At 60.0% G+C, this 15,661-nt stretch carries 12 protein-coding genes; 10 read left to right on the top strand and 2 right to left on the bottom strand.

Annotation, left to right across the window (positions count from 1 at the left end; translation table 11 throughout):
- Positions 1–63 precede the first annotated feature (63 nt).
- Positions 64–2,277, bottom strand: coding sequence for a glycoside hydrolase family 3 N-terminal domain-containing protein (locus AB4072_RS14750; RefSeq protein WP_441969069.1), 2,214 nt, complete (start codon positions 2,275–2,277; stop codon positions 64–66).
- A gap of 141 nt (positions 2,278–2,418) precedes the next feature.
- On the opposite strand from AB4072_RS14750, the gene AB4072_RS14745 reads away from it, so the two are divergent.
- The 10 genes from AB4072_RS14745 to AB4072_RS14700 all read left to right on the top strand — a co-directional run bounded on the left by AB4072_RS14745 (position 2,419) and on the right by AB4072_RS14700 (position 12,363).
- Positions 2,419–3,927: a response regulator gene (locus AB4072_RS14745; protein ID WP_441969068.1), complete on the top strand. Its 1,509-nt coding sequence runs from the start codon at positions 2,419–2,421 to the stop codon at positions 3,925–3,927.
- A gap of 71 nt (positions 3,928–3,998) precedes the next feature.
- Positions 3,999–5,393, top strand: coding sequence for an MATE family efflux transporter (locus AB4072_RS14740; protein WP_441969067.1), 1,395 nt, complete (start codon positions 3,999–4,001; stop codon positions 5,391–5,393).
- Between the two features lie 347 nt (positions 5,394–5,740).
- Positions 5,741–6,142, top strand: a complete 402-nt coding sequence (locus AB4072_RS14735; RefSeq protein ID WP_441969065.1) for a septal ring lytic transglycosylase RlpA family protein — start codon at positions 5,741–5,743, stop codon at positions 6,140–6,142.
- A gap of 65 nt (positions 6,143–6,207) precedes the next feature.
- Entirely contained in the window at positions 6,208–6,528 is a 321-nt protein-coding gene (locus AB4072_RS14730; RefSeq protein ID WP_441969063.1) for a hypothetical protein, read from the top strand.
- A gap of 114 nt (positions 6,529–6,642) precedes the next feature.
- Positions 6,643–6,948 (top strand): hypothetical protein, encoded by a 306-nt coding sequence (locus AB4072_RS14725; RefSeq protein WP_441969062.1) that lies wholly within the window; start codon positions 6,643–6,645, stop codon positions 6,946–6,948.
- A 50-nt stretch (positions 6,949–6,998) separates the two neighbouring features.
- Positions 6,999–7,310, top strand: a complete 312-nt coding sequence (locus tag AB4072_RS14720) for a polyhydroxyalkanoic acid system family protein (RefSeq protein ID WP_441969060.1) — start codon at positions 6,999–7,001, stop codon at positions 7,308–7,310.
- A 175-nt stretch (positions 7,311–7,485) separates the two neighbouring features.
- The gene (locus tag AB4072_RS14715; protein WP_441969058.1) at positions 7,486–8,691 is read left to right on the top strand and encodes a glycosyltransferase; all 1,206 of its coding nucleotides are present in this window, start codon (positions 7,486–7,488) and stop codon (positions 8,689–8,691) included.
- 5 nt (positions 8,692–8,696) lie between these two features.
- Positions 8,697–9,842, top strand: coding sequence for a UDP-galactopyranose mutase (glf, locus tag AB4072_RS14710; protein ID WP_441969214.1), 1,146 nt, complete (start codon positions 8,697–8,699; stop codon positions 9,840–9,842).
- Between the two features lie 18 nt (positions 9,843–9,860).
- Complete coding sequence (locus AB4072_RS14705) at positions 9,861–11,132, top strand: family 1 glycosylhydrolase (RefSeq protein ID WP_441969057.1); 1,272 nt, start codon at positions 9,861–9,863, stop codon at positions 11,130–11,132.
- A 16-nt stretch (positions 11,133–11,148) separates the two neighbouring features.
- Positions 11,149–12,363, top strand: a complete 1,215-nt coding sequence (locus AB4072_RS14700) for a glycoside hydrolase (protein ID WP_441969056.1) — start codon at positions 11,149–11,151, stop codon at positions 12,361–12,363.
- Positions 12,364–12,369: 6 nt separating this feature from the next.
- Here the strand turns inward: AB4072_RS14700 and AB4072_RS14695 are convergent, their stop codons facing one another.
- Positions 12,370–15,120 carry a glycoside hydrolase family 2 protein gene (locus AB4072_RS14695; protein WP_441969055.1) on the bottom strand — a complete coding sequence of 917 codons (2,751 nt, stop codon included), beginning with the start codon at positions 15,118–15,120 and terminating at the stop codon, positions 12,370–12,372.
- Between the last annotated feature and the right edge of the window lie 541 nt (positions 15,121–15,661).

The raw sequence follows: 15,661 nt of genomic DNA, 5'->3' as shown, positions 1-15,661 counted from the left end.
ATTATTCAGTGCCCGCCTCTGAACCACAATCGTATGCGTGTGTCTAGAGGAAGTCAGGCCTGCCTACTCCTGGGGAGGGGCCCGCCTCGTCTCTTCCGTGATCTCGACCTCGCCGATTTTGTCCGCAAGGGAACTTCCGCCGACGAAGACCTGAATGGCCCCACGTTCGACAAGATAAGTCCCATCGTCGAGGTGGAAGCCCAGCCTGTCGACCGGGACTTCGAGGGTCACCTGCCGACTTTCTCCGGGCGCGAGGGCGATTTTTTCGAAGGCTTTCAATTCGCGAAGCGGTCGACTGCGGCTTGCCACGGGATCGCGGGTGTAGAGCTGCACGACCTCCTGTCCTGCCCGCTCTCCGGCATTCTTCACGGTGACCGTAACGGACAGGGTCTCGTTCTTTGCGAGTTGCGATTTGCCGATGCTCGCATCCGAATAGGTGAAGGCGCTGTAGCCGAGGCCCCAGCCGAATGGGTAGAGCGGCGTGATCGCCTCATCGATATAGTTGAGCGTGAATCGGTTGTTCGGGAGCGTCGGGCGCCCGGTCGGCAAACGGTTGTAATAGAGCGGCAATTGGCCGCCAGCGCGCGGCCAGCTGACCGGCAGCTTGCCACTCGGGTTCGTGTCGCCGAAGAGGGCATCCGCCACGGCTGAGCCCCCTTCCGTTCCCGGATACCAGGCCATCAGGATCGAGGAAAGCTTGTCGGCGAGCGAGTTGAGTTCCAGCGGCCGTCCGGCGATCAGCACGAGAACGACCGGCTTACCTGTGGCAATGAGCGCCTTGAGCGCGGCTTCCTGGCTTCCACTCAGCGTCATCCGTGTGCGCGAGGCCGCCTCGCCGGACAGTTCCTGCGGCTCGCCGAAGACCGCGATGATGAGATCGGACGAACGGGCAGCCTCAACCGCCTCCGGCAGATGATCGATGGTCCGGCAGAACAGATCGCAGGCCGGAGCATAGCGAACCTCGACGCCCGCCCTGGCGGCACGGGCGCGAATGCCTTGCAGGAGGCTGACACTGTCCTGCTCATGGCCACGGGCGGCATGAGGGCCCAATTGGTCGCGCGGTGCGTCCGCCAGAGGGCCGACGACCGCAACCGAGCGGATGCCCGCCCCGATCGGTAAGGTCTGGTCGCGATTCGCGAGCAGGACAAGGCTCTCGGCCGCGACGTCGCGCGCGGCCTGGCGGGATTCGCGGGAGGGAAAAGCCGAATCATCATGGCTCGGATCCGCGTCGGGGCGCTCGAAAAGGCCGAGTTCCATCTTGGCCCGCAGCACGCGCCGAACGGCCTCGTCCACCGCCTTCTGCGGGACGCGCCCGGCGCGGACCTCGTCAGGCAGGTGGGATACGTAGAGTTCTCCCATCATGTCCATGTCGACGCCTGCGAGAAGCGCTTTTCGGGCGGCTTCCGCGCCGTCGGCGGCGATACCATGGCCGATGAGTTCTCCGACGCCGCCCCAATCGGAGGTCACGAAGCCGCGAAAGCCCCATTGATGGCGCAGGACCTCGGTCTGAAGCCATTCATTGGCTGTTGCCGGCATGCCGTTGAGCGCGTTGAAAGCCGCCATGACGCTGACGGTTCCCGCCTCCACCGCGGCTTGGAAGGACGGGAGGTAGATGTCATACATCTCCGCGCGCGGAATGAAGGTGGTGTCGTAGTCGCGCCCGCCCTGCGGAGCCCCGTAGCCCGCGAAATGCTTGACCGCCGTTGCGAGGCCACCCTCCCGAAAGCCCCGGACGCGGGCGGCGGTGAGAACCGAGCCCAGATAAGGATCCTCGCCGAATCCCTCCACGATTCGGCCCCAGCGGCTGTCCCGGGACAGATCCGCCATAGGCGCAAAGGTCCATTGCACGCCGACATGGGACGCTTCCCGTGCGGCAAAGGTCGAGGCGAGTTGCGACAATCTGGGATTAAAAGCGGCGGCTTCGCCAAGTGGAACAGGAAACTGGGTTCGGAATCCATGCAAAATATCGAGACCGAAGAGGGCCGGGATCTTCAAGCGCGACTGGCGCGCGAGGCTTTGCGCCTGGGCGATATCCCCAGCACTGTTGAAGTTCAGAAATGCCCCGATCTTGCCATTTGCAATATTATTCCAATCCAGGGGGGGGCCATGAGAGATGAGATTGAGCTGTCCCACCTTCTCTTCGAGCGTCATGCGGGATAAAAGCTCATTGATGCGATGCTCGACATTGTCTTGTGCGTGCGCGACCGAGGCCAAGCCCAAGAGAATGGGCAAGGCCGGGGAAAGGCGTGTCAGGTTCAACGAAAAGCGAAATCGCAAGATGAACTCCCAAGAAAAGACAAGAGCACAAGGACTTGACCGCCGGGTGAGCGCTAGATCGAAAGTTCCTCGTCTCGCATATCGGATTGCTCTTGGCGTCCGGTTCCCGCCACGTCAATGCCTTTGCTCGGACGGCTCGTGATGAAGCGACTGCCTCAACCCATCAAGTTCTACCTCGCGGCTTCGAGTTGCGTGCTGATCCTTGCGGGCTTTGTCGTGACCGGCGTCGCTCTCGCGAATGGCGCTGTCGCCGTGGCCGTTGTCAGCACGCTCGTGTTTCTCGTCGCAGCCGTCGGGATTCCATTGGCGATCGGGCGGCAGGTCGGCCGTTTCATCGAGCCGGCGGAAGAGGGCGAACTGCGGGTCGAAGATGCCTTTCCGATGGAGCGCTCTCCGTCCATTCCTCATATTGGCGTCGCGGGTTGGCGCGCATCGCTGACCGAGCCCGTTCAGCAGAGCCGCACGGTCGATGAACGGATCGAGAGAATGCGCGTTGCGCAGAAGCTCGATGCGGTGAACCGCCTGCGGGGCGGCGTGGCTCACGATCTGAACAACAAGCTGATGGTGATCAGCGCCAACGTGGATGCGGTCGCCAAGCAGATCAAGGATCAGCCCACACTTCAACGAAAATTGCTCTCGGCCCTGGTGGCCTCGGATCAGGCGGCGGTCCTGATCGCGAAGGTGCTGGCCTTCACGCGACGTAACGATCCGGAAGTGCAATATGTCGATGTGGCCAAGCAGATCGGTTCCGTCGCCATGCTGCTCGGACGCTCCTTCCGCAGCAGTGGTGTGGACGTCCGTTGTTCGACCGCGGAAAAGCTCTGGCCCGTGAGGGTGGATCCTCAGGAGCTCGAAGCCGCCATCGTTCATCTGGGCGTCCATATTCGCGATGCGCTACCGAACGGCGCGGCTGTGTCGATCGAAGCCTCCAACCGGCATGTGGAGCCGGGCTCGCTCGCCAACGCCGATCTGTCCGGCGATTGCATTCAGATTGCGTTTCATGGGAGCCAATCCGGCCTTACTGTAGAGGTCTCCGAACCCGTCCCGGATCCGATGCTCACTTCCTTCGAGAAGGACGATGTCTCCGTCGATCCGGGGCTTGATCAGGTGTTCAATTTCGTTCGAGAAAGCAGCGGCGCAGTCGAAATGGGGCAGCTGATCGAGGGGTCGATTTCGGCGTTCCTTTACCTGCCTCGCGCTGAACTGCCTTTGCGTATCGGCGCGCGAGCCGGTTCGGACGAGACGGCTTTCGAGGATGGCAAGATTGCGGCCAACATTCTCGTCGTCGACGACGAGCTGGAGGTCGCGCTCGCATTGCAGAGCATGCTCGAGGAATCCGGCTACGCGGTTCGCATCGCAACCGAAGTCGAGGAGGCGGTTGCGACGCTGAGCCGGCAAAAACCTGATCTCATCATCGCAGACGTGACCATGCCCGGGCCTATGGACGGGGTCACCTTCGCGCGGGAAATCAGGCAGGCACATCCGGATCTGCCTGTGGTGCTGCTCACCGGAAACACGCTGGTTCCAGAGGATTGGAGCGAGTTCACGCTGCTTCACAAACCGATCGTCAGCGGTGATCTCGACCTGGCGATCCAGCGCCATCTCCCACGGTCGGGCGACGACAAGATCGTGCCTCTGTTCCAATCCTGATCGTAACGCTTTGTCGATAGCGAGGATCGGGGTGGCGCTATCCTCGCCTTTCGCGCTACAAGCGCGGCACCATGGATACCTCACGCAATAACGACAAACGCTCGGCCTGGGCTGCGGAATTTCGCGCCACGCTCGCTCTCAGCTGGCCGCTGGTTCTCACAAACGTTGCGCAGAACGCTTTGATGACCACCGATGTCATTCTCATGGGACGGCTCGGGTCGGACGCGCTCGCGGCCGGCGCACTCGGCACGAATCTCTATTTCGCCTTTCTGATTTTCGGCATCGGGTTGATGAGTGCAACATCGCCTTTGATCGCGGAAGAGCTTGGCCGCAAACGCCACTCGGTGCGCGATGTGCGCCGCACGGTTCGACAGGGTCTATGGTGCGCGGTGATGGTAGCTATTCCGATCTGGATCGTGACCTGGAACGGGGAGCGAATTCTGCTTGCCATCGGGCAGGAGGCCAATCTCGCGAGGGAAGCGGGCGCTTATATCCGCGCCTTGCAATGGAGCCTTCTGCCGTTCCTGTTCTATCTTGTGCTGCGGTCGTTTCTTGCCGCGCTCGAACGGCCTGGCTGGGCGCTCGTCATCGGCATCCTCGCGGTGCCGATCAATCTCGGCGCAGCTTATTGCCTGATGTTCGGAGAGTTCGGGCTTCCGGTCTTCGGCCTCCAGGGAGCGGGCCTCGGCACGGTGATTTCCAGCACCTTTATGTTCGTCGCGCTAGCGATGGTGACCAGGTATGACCGCAGGTTCAGACGCTATCATCTCTTCGGGCGTTTCTGGCGTGCGGACTGGCCGCGCTTTCGCGCCTTGTGGAGGATCGGTATTCCGATTGCGCTCACCTTGGCCTTTGAAGTGACGATCTTCAACGCCGCCGCGCTGCTCATGGGGCGCATTGGCGCCAGCGAACTTGCGGCCCACGCCATCGCGCTGCAGATCGCGTCCTTCTGCTTCATGGTGCCGTTCGGCTTTGGGCAGGCGGTGACTGTCCGCGTCGGGCGCGCCTATGGGGCGCAGGATCCTGATGGGATTGCACGCGCGGGTTGGACGGCCTTCGCGCTCGGCGTCGGCTTCATGATCTTCACGGCGGCGCTGATGCTGTTTGCTCCACGCTTGCTCATCTCCGCGTTCCTTGACCTAGGCGACCCTCGGAATACGCCGGTGATCGAGTTCGCACTTTCCTTCCTGATGCTGGCAGCTCTGTTCCAATTGGCGGACGGGGCACAGGCGGTCGGCGCAGGCATGTTGCGCGGATTGCAGGATACGAAAGTTCCGATGATCTATGCAGGGCTCGGCTACTGGGGTGTCGGACTGCCGCTTGGTGCGGCTCTCGCGTTCGGCACGAGCCTCAAAGGCATTGGAATCTGGATCGGGCTCGCCACGGGTCTGGCGGTGGTAGCCGCTCTCATGCTGTGGCGCTGGCTGCGTCGGGATGCGCTCGAACTGACGGTCGCACCAGCATAGACCCTCCAGTCGCCTCTTCAGGACATCTTTCACAAAGAGCACGGGGGAACCCGTGCTCTTTGTGCATTGGGGCACCGTCTCCACCCTGCGACCATCATTGCATGTGGTTGCTGTGTTCCTTTTTATTCAACTTTCACGAGTAACATTTCGTTACGAAATGCTACAGTCGTTGTTATATAATAATATAGGAAAACCTATATTTACATAGCGTAGCCGTAATCAAAACCCAAGCTTAGCCATATAAAGCAAGATCTGTTCCAAAATTTTCGAGGCTAGCTGAGCCATAATCTCGCCTTGTTACAGCGCAGTTTTCCCCTTTCTGCAACCAGGAATAGGGGAGATTTCCTTTGAATAACATCCTCGTCCGCGCACCAATTCTAGCGCTCCTTAGTGTTACAGCTTGTAACGCAACGTCAGCAGATCGAACCGGTTCGATCGTCAAAACATCGTCTGGACAGGAAATTCAGCGAGGCGGTGCCTCCTGGTACGGCCCAGGCTTCCATGGTCGCCGCACGGCGAGTGGAGAATCCTTCAACTCGAACGCCATGACCGCCGCCCACCGCACTCTGCCATTCGGAACGAAGCTCCGTGTGGTGAACGAAAGGAACGGGCGTTCGGTCGTGGTCCGCGTGAATGACCGGGGGCCGTTCATCCGTGGCCGGATCATCGACCTCGCGAAAGGGCCGGCACAGGAACTTGGGGTCACGTCCACCGGCACAGCTTACGTGTCCCTGCATAGACTCGATTAGGGTTAGGTGGTTTTTAATTCCTTCCAGCGATCCTCGGGTTCGATTCGGGACCAAGGGTTGCTTAAATGGAAACGACATCCCTCCAGCCGACGAACGTGGTTCGTTTTCCGGGCGCACGCTCGTCGGCTTCTTTAGGACGTGATCAGAAAAGCCTGATGGACGCGATCTACATGGCCGGTTCTCTGCCGATAGCGGCCGAAGACCGGGCGACGAAGGTCATGGCGACGCGCCTCAATATCTCCGGTTTCGTGATGATCGACGAGGTCATGGCGGATGGCACCGCGCGCCGCTTGCGAGCCTCAGAGGCGATCAACGCCTCGACGGAGCATCCCTGGCGGGTTTCAAAGCCCTCGCACCGGCCTGTCTATGAGATGATGCAAGCCTAAAGATACAGCCTTGTGAAACATGATCCCGCTCCGCCGAGGATCATGTTCTCAAGCTCTCTCGATCTTTTGGCAAACCGGTCTCCTCTTCGCCCGGTCACGCTCTAGATTGATGGCATGCATCTGGTTCAGATCCTGTTGCCATTGGCCGATCCGGCGGGTCGACGCTTTCAGGGAGAGGCCTTCGCGCGCGTCCGCTCGGAATTAGTGGGCCATTTTGGTGGCGTGACGAGCTACACCCGCGTGCCCAGCGACGGCGCCTGGAAAGAAGGTGGTCACACTCATCACGACAACGTCGTGGTGTTCGAAGTCATGACCCGCGATCCGGATCGTGCTTGGTGGGAAAAGTACCGCGCCGAAATCGAACGACGTTTCGAACAGGAAACCATTGTCGTGCGCGCCTTCAAGGTCGAGATGCTGTAACCATGAACGATGCCCGGCTTCGTGCGAGGCTTTGACGACGGGAGCCACAAATGTCCAAGCCGCTTGTCGTTTTCATTCCTCATCGTTTGGGCAAGGATGAAGCCGCGCGCCGCTTGCAGAGCGGCTTGACGATGCTCGAATCGCAATTCGCTGAAATGATCGCCGGGCTGAACCATGAGTGGAACGAGGACCGTTTGAACTTTCACCTCGGCTTGATGGGACAACATATCGATGGACATATCGATGTGATGGCCGATCAGGTGCGTGTCGAGGTGCAATTGCCCTGGCTTTTGTCGATGCTTGCGGAGAAAACGAAGGGTTTTATCCAGAAGCAGGGCACGCTCATGCTTGAGAAGAAGTAGCTCTGCTCTTCCAGCCTTCAATCCGTCGCACCTGGAAACCGGAACTCGCATGCACCAATTGCGTTTGTCCAATGATCGCGCCTGCTTCTGTGCGCCGGTCCGATCCTTAAAACACCACAATTCTTACCCCTCCGGACTTCGGTTGTCCGAATTTTGAAATGTAAGGACTCGCGAAATGCACGAGCGTGCGACGACTTCTGCGCATGCCTATCACTCTCTCAGGGCCAGTTCGCAAAAGCCACTTCTGGTCTGTTATTCTCACCTGCGCTGGGACTTCGTTTGGCAACGCCCGCAGCATTTGATGACGCGAGCGGCGAAAAATTATGATGTCCTCGTGATCGAGGAGCCAATCCTGGAAGTTGGCGCAACGCCACACATGAGGGTGAGCCAGCGCGGTCACAACCTCGCCGTTGCCGTTCCGATCCTGCCGGAGGGTTTGAGCCCGACCGATGTTTTGCTTCATCAGCACAATCTCGTCGAAGACCTCATCGACAACGAGGACGATCGCGCGCGCGTCTTCTGGTACTACACACCAATGGCTATTGCCTTCACGCGAGGCCTGGAGTGCGATCTGTGTGTCTATGACAACATGGATGAACTCTCGCTGTTTCACGGGGCCTCTCACGAACTGATGTTGCTGGAACGGGATCTGTTCGAGCGCGCCGACCTCGTGTTCACTGGCGGATTGAGCCTCTACGAGGCGAAGCGGCGGCGACATCGCAACGTGCACGCCTTTCCATCTTCCATCGATGCCGCTCATTTCGCTGCTGCGCGCCGAGGGCGCTGCGATCCGGGCGATCAGGCGAATATCCCGTTCCCGCGTCTCGGATTTTTCGGCGTCATCGATGAGCGCATGGATACGGATTTGCTTGATGAGGTCGCGCAACTGCGGCCCGATTGGCAATTCGTGATGATCGGCCCCATCGTGAAGATCGACCCGAAAGTTCTGCCCCGCCACGCCAATATCCATTGGTTGGGGCCGAAATCATACTGCGAACTCCCGGTCTATCTGGCTGGTTGGGATGCGGGGTTCATGCCGTTTGCCCTCAACGACGCCACCCGTTTCATCAGCCCGACAAAAACGCCTGAATTCCTCGCGGCGGGTCTTCCCGTCATCTCGACGCGGATCGCGGACGTGGTGCGACCCTATGGCGAGAAGGGTCTCGTCGAGATCGCGGATAATGCACGGGATGTTGTTGCGCGGGCTGAAGCCATCTTGAAACGCCCGAAGGAATTGTGGCTCGCGAAGGTCGACCGTCAACTCGCGACCGGATCCTGGGACAAGACATGGGCTTCGATGCATCAATTGATGCTCTCGGCGATGGAGAGCAAAGCGACGAGGCACGCCCCCATCTCACGCCTCGCGGTACGGGCGGAGTGAGCGGCATGTATGATTGGCTGATTGTGGGTGCGGGTTTCGCCGGAAGCGTTCTTGCCGAGCGCATCGCTGTCGATCGCGGCGAACGCGTTCTTCTCATCGACCGACGCAATCACATCGGCGGCAACGCCTATGACCGATACGATGAAGAAGGTTTGCTTATCCATCAATATGGGCCGCACATCTTCCACACTAACGCGAAGCAGATCTTCGATTATCTTTCCCGCTTCACCGAGTGGCGGCCCTATGAGCATCGCGTTCTTGCCGAAGTCGATGGAATGCTCGTTCCCATTCCGATCAACCTCGACACGGTCAACAAACTCTACGGTTTGCATCTGACCTCCGAAGACCTCGAGCAATGGTTCGCCGAGCGGGCGGAGGATGTCGGCGAGATCAGGACTTCAGAAGATGTGGTCGTCTCAAAGGTCGGACGTGAACTCTACGAAAAGTTCTTTCGCGGTTATACCCGCAAGCAATGGGGACTCGATCCTTCCGAACTCGACAAGTCCGTGACCGCGCGGGTGCCGACCCGAACGAACCGGGACGATCGCTATTTCGGCGACGAATTCCAGTTCATGCCGAAATACGGCTATACGCGCATGTTCGAACGTATGGTTCGTCACCCCAACATTCATGTGATGACGCAGGCCGACTATCATGACGTGAAGGATCTCGTTCCGTTCCGGCGTCTCATCTATACCGGGCCTATCGATGAGTATTTCGATTTCAGATTCGGCAAATTGCCGTATCGTTCTCTGCGTTTCGAGCATGTGACGCTCGACGAGGAATGGCATCAGTCTGTCGGCGTCGTGAACTATCCGCAGACATACGACTATACGCGGGTGACCGAATACAAGCATCTGACCGGGCAAAAGCACGCCAAGACAGCGCTGACCTATGAATTTCCGACGGATGAGGGAGATCCGTACTACCCCGTTCCCAAGCCTGAGAACCAAGCCCTCTACAAACAATATGAACGCCTGGCGGAGGCGATGCCCGACGTCTGGTTCGTCGGAAGATTGGCGACATATCGTTATTACAACATGGATCAAATCGTCGGGCAGGCGCTGGCCACTTTCCGCCGCATCAACGAAACGCTGCCCATCGGTTCCGGCTTTACGATGCCGCGCAGAGCCGCGCGCATTCCGCTCTGAGCTCTCGCGGGTCGCGTCATGCCCCTCCCAAGACGCTCGCAACTTCCGAGGCTGACCGCGCCGGATGCGTTCTTGTGGGCAACCGGGATCGAAGACACCTTCATCACCGCGCCATGGCCCGCGACGGGACGAACGCTCGACGAGTACGAGCTGACCGGCCACTACGAACGCTGGCGTGAGGATATCGATCTCATCGCGCAGCTCGGCGTGACAACGGCGCGCTATGGAATTCCCTGGCACCATATTCAGCCCGAAGCGGGCCGGTGGGATTGGGATTTCGCCGACAAAACCCTGGAATATTTGCTTGAACGCGGCATCGAGCCCATTGTCGATCTCGTTCATTACGGCTTGCCGCCCTGGATCGAGGGCGCTTATCTCGATCCCGATTATCCTGAACTTGTAGCGGAATATGCGCGACGCGTGGCGGAGCGCTTCAAGGGGCGCGTTTTCTGGTACACGCCCCTTAACGAGCCGCGTATCACTGCGTGGTATTGCGGGCGGCTCGGCTGGTGGCCGCCTTTCCGACGTGGATGGCGCGGCTTCGTCGCAGTCATGCTCGCCATTGCCCGTGGCATCGTGCGGACAGTGGAGGCCTTGAGCGCTGTCGATGCGGAGATCGTCATCGCTCACGTGGATGCGACGGATCTGTATGCGGCGGCAACACCCGATCTGGCCGCCGAGGCCGCACAGCGGCAGGAGATCGTCTTTCTGGCGCTTGATCTCATCAGCGGGCGCGTGACGCGCGATCATGCCTTGTTGCGTTTTCTGCTCGCGTACGGCGCAGGGGAGGAAGAGCTCGACTGGTTCAAGCGTCATGCGGTCGATCTCCCGCTCATCGGCATGAATCTCTATCCCATGTTCACGCAGAAAATCCTGCGGCGTGACAGGCAGGGGCGGCTTCGTATCGACAAACCCTACGCCTCGGGCGATCTCGTCGCCGCGCTCGGGCGCCTTTATCACCGACGCTACGGAGCGCCCATCTTTGTCAGCGAAACCGCCTCCATGGGTTCGGTGCGGCGACGGCAGGATTGGCTCGACGATTCTCTTACCGCCGTGCGCGTCCTCCGTTCGGAAGGCGTTCCTCTGATCGGCTATACCTGGTGGCCGATGTTCGATCTCGTCGCCTGGGCCTACCGCCAAGGTCGGCGTTCACCCGCGGATTATCTTGGGCGAATGGGATTGTGGGATCTGGATCCGCGCAATCTTGATCGAACTGAAACTCCTCTCGTCCGTTCCTATCGGAGCACCGTCGCGCGCGGCGTCGAAGGCGTCGGCCTTTTGCGCGCATGAAGGAGCGGGAGTCTTCATGTTTCGTAGTTTCTTTCTTGCCGGTTTCGAAGGCTCGACCGGCTACAATCGCCACGGACAATGGTTCGATCAGGTTGTCGCCACTGGCCATGCTGCCACGCTTCAGGACGATTATCGGCAAATCGCCGCACTTGGCATGCGTGGCGCTCGCGAGGTCGCGCGCTGGCCACTGATCGATCAGGGCCGAGGGCGGTACGATTTTTCCTCGGTCGAGCCCTTTGTGAAAGCGGCGGCGGCGCACGAGGTGGATGTGATCTGGGATCTGTTCCACTACGGCTTCCCGACTCACATCGATCTCTGGAGCCATGATTTCCCCGCCCGCTTCGCCGACTATTGCTACGCTACCGCGCGCTATCTCGACAGACGCATTTCCGGGCGGCTTTACATGACCCCGGTCAACGAACCGTCCTTCATGGCCTATGCCGCAGGTGAAAAGGGTCTCTTTGCGCCCCATACCACCGGTCGCGGTTGGGATTTGAAGGTCGCTCTCGTGCGCGCGGCGATTGCGGGCATCGACGCGATCCGTTCCGTCCGCTCCGATGCGTGTATCGTCAATGCCGACCCGCTTTGCCGTGTCGCGCTGCCGCCGGACAAACCCGAATGCCACGCCGAGGCGCGGGATTTCAACGAGCGGCTCGTTTTCCAAACCTGGGACATGCTGAGCGGGCGGCTCCTGCCGGAACTCGGCGGCAGTCGCGCGCATCTCGATGTGGTGGGCATCAACTATTATTGGACCAATCAATGGGAATGGGGCGTCGCACCGATGGCCGATGGGGTGATCCCGCCGCTGGCGGATGACGATCCTCGTCGCGCACGACTGCGCGATCTCGTCCGAATGGTCTGGGAGCGGTACGGCGGTGACGTGATGATTACCGAGACGACCCACGTCGGCGACATGCGTGGGCCCTGGTTGAGAGAGGTCGCCGAGGAATCGGAAGCTTTGCTGCGAGAAGGTGTTCCATTCCACGGCGTCTGCCTTTACCCGATCCTCGGTATGCCCGAATGGCACCGGCCGGAGGATTGGACGCCAATGGGGCTCTGGGATCCGCTCGTTCCCGCGGAACCACATGGCGAGCGCCTCGCCTGCAGTCCGATGCTCGACGCATTCCGTGAGGCGCGGCATCTGGATATGCTTCATCAGCGCATGCTCAAGCGTCGCGAGCGGACCTTGCCACGAGGCCGCAATGGCGTAGCTCCGGTCGCTGCCGAGTAACGACGATCAGGCGGCAGCCTCAGCTGCACGTACAGCCTCTTCGAGCCGGGCCGCACGCGATTCGATTGAGAGTTCGAGAAGGCTGTCGGTGAGAATCGTCGCCGTGGGGTCGGCAAGCGGTGCGTCCCGGAACAAACGAAAGGTGGAGGCCACGATACGGCCGCGCCCATAGCTGCGCTCGACGCCCAGCGCCACCGGCTTGTGAATCCAGCCGACGACGAGGCCGGCAAAGACGCGCGCCTGGAAATCGAGCAGGTTGCAGCCGGAGATCACGTGAGTGGGTAACACCCGGTCCATGGTCTCATCGAGCAGCGGGCCGCTCGGGAAGGATGCGAAATGGCCGGCCCGGCGCAACCATGCAAAGGACGAGGCCCAGTCACCGCGCCAGAGTGTGCCGTCCCGCTGTTTGACGCGCACATTCTGCCAATGCGGGAAGAACGGGTAGAGGTTCATCTCGTCTTCCGGCAGCAACAAGAGGCTCGCGCCTTTGCGCACATGATCGGCGACATCCTTGTCGTGATGATGAGAGACGACGATGTTCGCTTCCTGCAAATCGCGCGCGATGCCATAGCCAAGGGTGGCGAAGCGCTCGCGTAAATCCTCGTCGAACGCAAAGACGAGATGCTTCTCTCGCTCGGGAAAGCCGCGCTTCGTATGGACGGCGATATCGACATGGTTCTGGGCGATAAGGAGCCCTTCGCTTGTGCGCAATTCCATGCCGATACGACGCAATTCCGGATCGCTCGGCTCAGGAACGTGCATTTCGACGTCTCCGAGATCGACGACGCAGGGAGCTTCGAGCCGAGGAACCGAGAGGCGTTTATTGTTGCCGCCGAGTGAAATTTCCAGCTTGCAACCTTCCAGTACAGGCCCCGCGCCGTGCGCGATGGAAATCTGAAGCTTCACGGTCTCGCCGGCCCAATAGGAGACCCGCTCCCATTTCGGAACGATGATCGTATCGGCGTTGATAATGTGAAACAGCTCATGGAAGACGCGCGGGTTTCGCCGCATGTCGAGAAGGCCGTTCGATTCCCAATGGCAATCGTGAAGTTCCGTGATCACGTAACCAGCAAGGCTTGGTTTTCGCCGCATCGCCTCGATTTCGTATTTCAACGCTCGGAACTGCTGCCACTGCGCAGCTGTCACGAAGCGGCGCAGATCGCCGAAGACACGGTCCATGCTCCAATCGGAAAAGCGATTTTCGACGCCGTGAGCGTACATGACGCCTTCGCCCCAATCATGACCCGTCTCGAACCACCAGGGCTCGTCGCCATTCTCGTCGCGCAGGTCCTTGGGGTAGGGCAATCCCCAATTGCCGAATTCAGAGCACATCAGGGGCTCGCGGCCCGTGATCACCGCGTCGCCGTGAGGCGAATAGAGCCAGGAGGCCCGGTGCGCCAGTTCATCGACGAAGCGGTCCCATTCATCACGGTGGTCGGGAAACCCAGCGTAGAAGTGATAATCCGCGATGTCGGATTCCACGTGGAAACTCGGCGCCAGCGGGGAATTGTCGACCACCAGGCGGGTCGGATCGTATGCCTTGAGCCAGGCGAAGGTGCGCTTCAGCCAATCCCGGTGGTCGGCATCGTTGACGAGATCCACGCCCCAGTTCTCGTTGATGATCGTCCAGATGGCGATGGAGGGATGATTGCCGTCGCGGTCGACGATGCCCTTCAGAAGCTTTTCCTTTCGCCCGCGCAGGCGATCCGTCGTCATGCCGCCGTTGGGCAGTTCCGTCCAGATGAGAACACCCATCCGATCCGCCACGTCGTAATAGCGTGGGTCCGCCGCCTTGATGTGGCAGCGCAAGGTATTGAGACCTAGCTCCTTCACCTTGCGAAACTGATCTTCGAGGAACTCTACCGAGGGAACTGTGCAGATGGTCCCAGGGTAATAATCCTGATCGAGGGCAGCGCGCATGTAGAAAGGCTCGCCGTTCAGGTAGAATTTTCCATCGCGGGCTTCGATGGTTCGAAAGCCGAACTCCTCCTTGATTTCGTCCTTGACCTCGCCCTGCCTGATCATCATTAGGCGCAGGTGATAGAGATGCGGATGATCCGGCGACCAGGACATGACCTCCGGGATGTCGAAATCGAAAGGCATGCTGGTGACGCCGACCTGCGTTCCATGGGTTTCGTCGATGACGATCGTCCCGGACGGGTCGCGCACTTCGACGCGGATTTGCGTATCGGCGAGAACATGGCGGGCAAAAAAGACGCCGGCTGCGACACGGCCCGTGTCACGGTTCGGCACGACGCGCACCCGCGTCATGTGATCGGCGATACGGCGATCGAGATAGACCGATTGCCAGATGCCGGAGAGCGGCCCATACCAGCTCTGCTTGCCGAACGGGATCTCGGCGAAAGGCGAATCCGGAAACTCGGCCGGATTGTCGGTGGGTGAATCGACGCGAACCTTGATCTCGTTGCGCCCCGCTTTCAGGTGTCCCGTGACATCGAACGCAAAGGGGAGAAACCCGCCTTCATTGGTGCCGACCTGTTCGCCGTTGATAAAAACACGCACGTTATGAAAGACCGCGCCGAAGCGTATCCATATGTTGTCGTGGAGCCATTCCGCCGGGATGTCGACATTGCGGCAGTAAATACCGATGCCGGCACGCATGCGAAGATCTGAGAACTCTGCCTGCCACGGGCGCGGCACGGTAATCTGGCGCACTTCCGCGGGGCCAGAAAGACGGTCGTCGGAAACGTGGAGAAATTGCCAGATACCGTCGAGATTGATGCGATTTTCGTGCATGAGACATCGTCCTTGAACAAGTGCTCAAACCACGCGGTCAAAGCGGCGAAAACATGACTGCGACGCGCGCCGTCGCACACGGTTCCGTTTTCGTTCAACGATGTTGGGCGATGTTTGATCCCAACAGCTCAGGCCAGCATGCGCAGCGAGCGGAACCGGGTTCCCGCTTTCGCGTTGCCCGGACATCGGCCCGCAGGGGCGTTGCCGGATTTTCGAGATCTCAGAGATTGGATTGTTATGCCAAAAATCGTGTCGGACAAGCGTGCGCGTCAGGGGCCTCTCGGTCGCCCCGTCCTCGGAGTCCTGCTTGGCGGGCTGATTTTGTGCGCCGTCGCGTTCGGGGGGTACATGGTATGGGTCAAGGTCTCTTCCCCTGAGGAGAACCGCGCAGCCTCGCAACCGCGCACGACCGATCCTTCGGCAACCGGGACGACACCTCGTTAAAATTAAGCCATTTTCTCAAGCCCTACGGAATAAGTCGTGCTGAACGGCCCCTCGCTTGCACTTTGGGGCCTCGGCGGTGACTTTTCTGAAAGTGATT

The organism is Microvirga sp. 2MCAF38 (assembly GCF_052115485.1).
Classification (GTDB): Bacteria; Pseudomonadota; Alphaproteobacteria; order Rhizobiales; family Beijerinckiaceae; genus Microvirga.
This window is presented reverse-complemented; position numbering and strand designations above follow the sequence as displayed.